This window comes from Microcystis sp. LE19-195.1E (genome assembly GCF_027532095.1).
Classification (GTDB): Bacteria; Cyanobacteriota; Cyanobacteriia; order Cyanobacteriales; family Microcystaceae; genus Microcystis; species Microcystis aeruginosa.
The window spans coordinates 1-3078 of record NZ_JAPZSZ010000255.1 but is presented as its reverse complement, the minus strand read 5'-3'; the positions used below and the strand labels follow the sequence as shown (position 1 = coordinate 3078).

The window sequence follows — 3078 nt, the reverse complement described above, 5'->3', positions numbered from 1 at the left end:
CGGGGATCGGGGGAAAATTCAGGTACTTTTTCCCTGAAAATTAGGTAGTTGACCACCTCAAAACTGGTAAAACCCCACACCCCACACCCCACACCCCACACCCTGCCCCCAGGAAAAGCTTTTTCAGCAAACCCTAATTACTTAGCACACAGAGTTAATTTTGTCAAGCAAAATTCTCACCGCATCGATGATCACATCCGGTTGATCCATCCAGACAAAATGACTACTTTTATCCGCTTGTATTTGCAGAAAATCTCCGGATAACTTGCCTAATTCCAGGTGCATCTCCTCCCGGAGTCGGTTGGCACTTTTGAGGGGAATAAAGCGAGTCCAAAGGGAGGGTTTAAAAAAAGAATTAGCTTTAATACTAACTATCGGTAAATTACCGAAATTGTTAGCCTCACTCACCTGACGAGCGCTTTGGTCGAGATTAAACATTTCTCTACTCATCGTCATCCAGTGTTTAGCGCGACAGAAAGATCGCTTAACTCGATGACGAGAATCCGGGGAAAAGCGACGTAGTTCTGGTTTTAATAATTCAAAAACTCCCAGAACTCTCAGAATTCGGATAATGCCTAAAATTGAGCCGATAATCGACATCCAAAATCCAGAGATAAAAAATAATTTTAATGCCTTTAATGCTGGCGACATTTTCAGCATTCCCTGCTCGTGTAAACCATCGGTGAGTACCAAACCTACTACTTTTTCTGGGAACAGATGAGCATACAGTCGAACATTATAACTGCCAAAAGAATCACCAACTAAAATATAAGGTGGTTCTATTTTTGCCTGGGTTAGTAATTGATCTAATTCCTGAACAATTTGGTAGCTGGTTCGGGGATAGGGACTAGAATCGCTCCAACCATAACCCGCTCGATCATAAATACAAACCCTAGCCAATTGTGACAATTCTTCTATCAAAAAATATCCCTCAATTCCCCCTAAACTATGGTCAATAATAATAGTGGGACTAGCCGATCCCGCTAGACAAAAATGTAGGCGATATTTACCTAGATTAATCAAATTACCCGGCGGTGCTTTTTGTTCTTCTAACCAAACAGATAACGTCTGATAAACTGTTGTCGCTACTAGGAGAATTACTCGAATTGATAAAGACATAACTAGACCTCTTGTAAAAATCAAAAATCTTCCTTTAGGTGAGGATTCAGGAGCCGGTCGTCAGGAGAATTAAGAATGAGCATTAATCAATTAAATGCTCTATTTAGGAATTTTATGCAATTTTATGTCTATTTTTCTCATTTTTGCACTCTCAAAAATTAATTATGCAAGAACTCTAATCATCAATGAAATGGTCGATTTAATGGTGAGCAGCAGTAGTGATACTAAATCCGTTTATTAAAGACTGATTATTTATACCCCCTTTTGCCTATTGCCTATTGCCTGTCCCTATAAGTAGCCTATGCTCAACGGATTTAGCTGTGATTAAAAGAGAGCGCCAGCATTGCAGCCAAAATATAATACAAATGAACGCTTGACACGATGATTTTGAGCCAAGTATTTCTAGTCAATTAAGCATAAATACTTAAAACATCCTCAAATGCGAGCTGCTACGCAGTGCCTTCGGCATCGCATTAACCGAAGAAAAAGCGCTTAATAAGTTGTTAAATTTCGGGAACAACATTAGCAGTATGCTGAAAATTGGCGAAAACTATTAAGATCATAGACCGAGTTTAATCTTATGCTAGAGAAAATACTATACGCTGATTCTGGCGCAGGTCAAACCCAAGAAATGCTACAAGCATTGATGGATCTCCCCGCTATCCGGAAAGCGTCGATTACCATTCTCCGGGTTGTTCCCCCTCAGATTACCACCGAAGCCCTGGCCAGTAAATGGGAAGAAGGGACCCAAATGCTGACTAAAATCCTGCAAGAAGTCAAAATTGAACCCAGCAAAGTCTCCACGATTCTGCGTCAAGGAGATCCCAAAGATACCGTCTGTCAAGTTGCCGACGAAATCGGCGCTGATTTGATCCTGATGGGTTCCCGAGGACTGAAGCGACTGGAGGCAATTCTAGAAAATTCCGTCAGTCAATACGTCTTTCAACTGACTAATCACCCGATGTTATTGGTAAAAGACGATATTTACGTCAAAAAAATCAAAAAGGTGATGGTAGCTCTCGATAAGTCTAGCTCGGCTGATTTAGCTCTCGATCTGGCTATTTATCTCCTGCGGGATTATCCTTCAGCAGAGTTAATTCTGGCCCGCGTCAACCCCGACTTAAAACCAGAATTTGCCCCCACTTCCCCCAAAGAAATGGAAGAAAACCCGATTATAGGGCCGGCAGTGGCAAAAGCGAAACGGATGAATATACCCTATCGCTGCGTGGTGACGGGGGGTAAACCGGGAGAACAACTCTGTAAACTCGTCGATGATTATAATGTGGATCTCTTACTGTTGGGGTCGCCCGATCGCCGTCCTTCCGTGGCCAAGAGTTTACCAGATCTCGATCGCCTTCTCGGTACTTCCCTCTCGGATTATGTGCGGGTTAATGTCAATTGTCCCGTCCTTTTAGCCAGAAAAGAAGGGATTTAGCCCTTATTGGGTGTAGGCAGGTAAGTCTTGACTCATTTGATTTAAGTTGCTGGCAATGGCTTTCATCGTCATAAAAGCCGAGCTAAAGGCGATTAGCTCATTTAAGGGATAACTTCGACTCTCAACCCGCAAGCTCAGTAATTGCTTCTCAAGAGATTCAATTTCTTCGATGAGCAATCCTAACTTTGGTGGGTTGAGAATTACCTGGGCAGCGATCGCAGTCTGTTGTGCGATCGCTAAAATAATCAGCCATTTTTACTTTTTTGGTGAGGACGGTGGGCAGACGTTTGGAGCGTTTTGCCCGTAAATATGCACCGATATTTTCCAGTTCAATTTTAAGAACTTCCCGATAAAGAAAGAGGATGGCGTTGAGGGCTTGGTTTTGGGTGGCGGCGGCAACGTTTTTATCAACGGCAAGATGGGTCAAAAAGGCTCTAATTTCTTCACCCCCCATTTCACGGGGATGTTTTTTCTGATGGAAGAGCAGATAACGCTTAATCCAGTCCAGATATGTTTGTTCGGTG

Annotated in this window: 4 protein-coding genes; 1 reads left to right on the top strand and 3 read right to left on the bottom strand. The window is 42.6% G+C overall.

Annotation, left to right across the window (positions count from 1 at the left end; genetic code table 11):
- Window positions 1-141 precede the first annotated feature (141 nt).
- Window positions 142-1119, bottom strand: coding sequence for an alpha/beta fold hydrolase (locus O9300_RS14315; RefSeq protein WP_287972312.1), 978 nt, complete (start codon window positions 1117-1119; stop codon window positions 142-144).
- A gap of 580 nt (window positions 1120-1699) precedes the next feature.
- On the opposite strand from O9300_RS14315, the gene O9300_RS14310 reads away from it, so the two are divergent.
- Entirely contained in the window at window positions 1700-2554 is an 855-nt protein-coding gene (locus tag O9300_RS14310; RefSeq protein ID WP_008201218.1) for a universal stress protein, read from the top strand.
- Between the two features lie 3 nt (window positions 2555-2557).
- On the opposite strand, the gene O9300_RS14305 is transcribed toward O9300_RS14310, so the two are convergent.
- Both O9300_RS14305 and O9300_RS14300 read right to left on the bottom strand, forming a co-directional pair.
- The gene (locus O9300_RS14305; RefSeq protein WP_002791477.1) at window positions 2558-2731 is read right to left on the bottom strand and encodes a hypothetical protein; all 174 of its coding nucleotides are present in this window, start codon (window positions 2729-2731) and stop codon (window positions 2558-2560) included.
- The coding region (locus tag O9300_RS14300) for a site-specific integrase (RefSeq protein ID WP_287972310.1) at window positions 2712-3078 on the bottom strand (367 nt) is incomplete at its 5' end. The genes O9300_RS14305 and O9300_RS14300, both read right to left, overlap by 20 nt.

Coding starts and splice junctions, on each gene's coding strand:
- O9300_RS14315 (WP_287972312.1), bottom strand. CDS start 1,119: ATGTCTTTATCAATTCGAGTAATTCTCCTAGTAGCGACAACAGTTTAT.
- O9300_RS14310 (WP_008201218.1), top strand. CDS start 1,700: ATGCTAGAGAAAATACTATACGCTGATTCTGGCGCAGGTCAAACCCAA.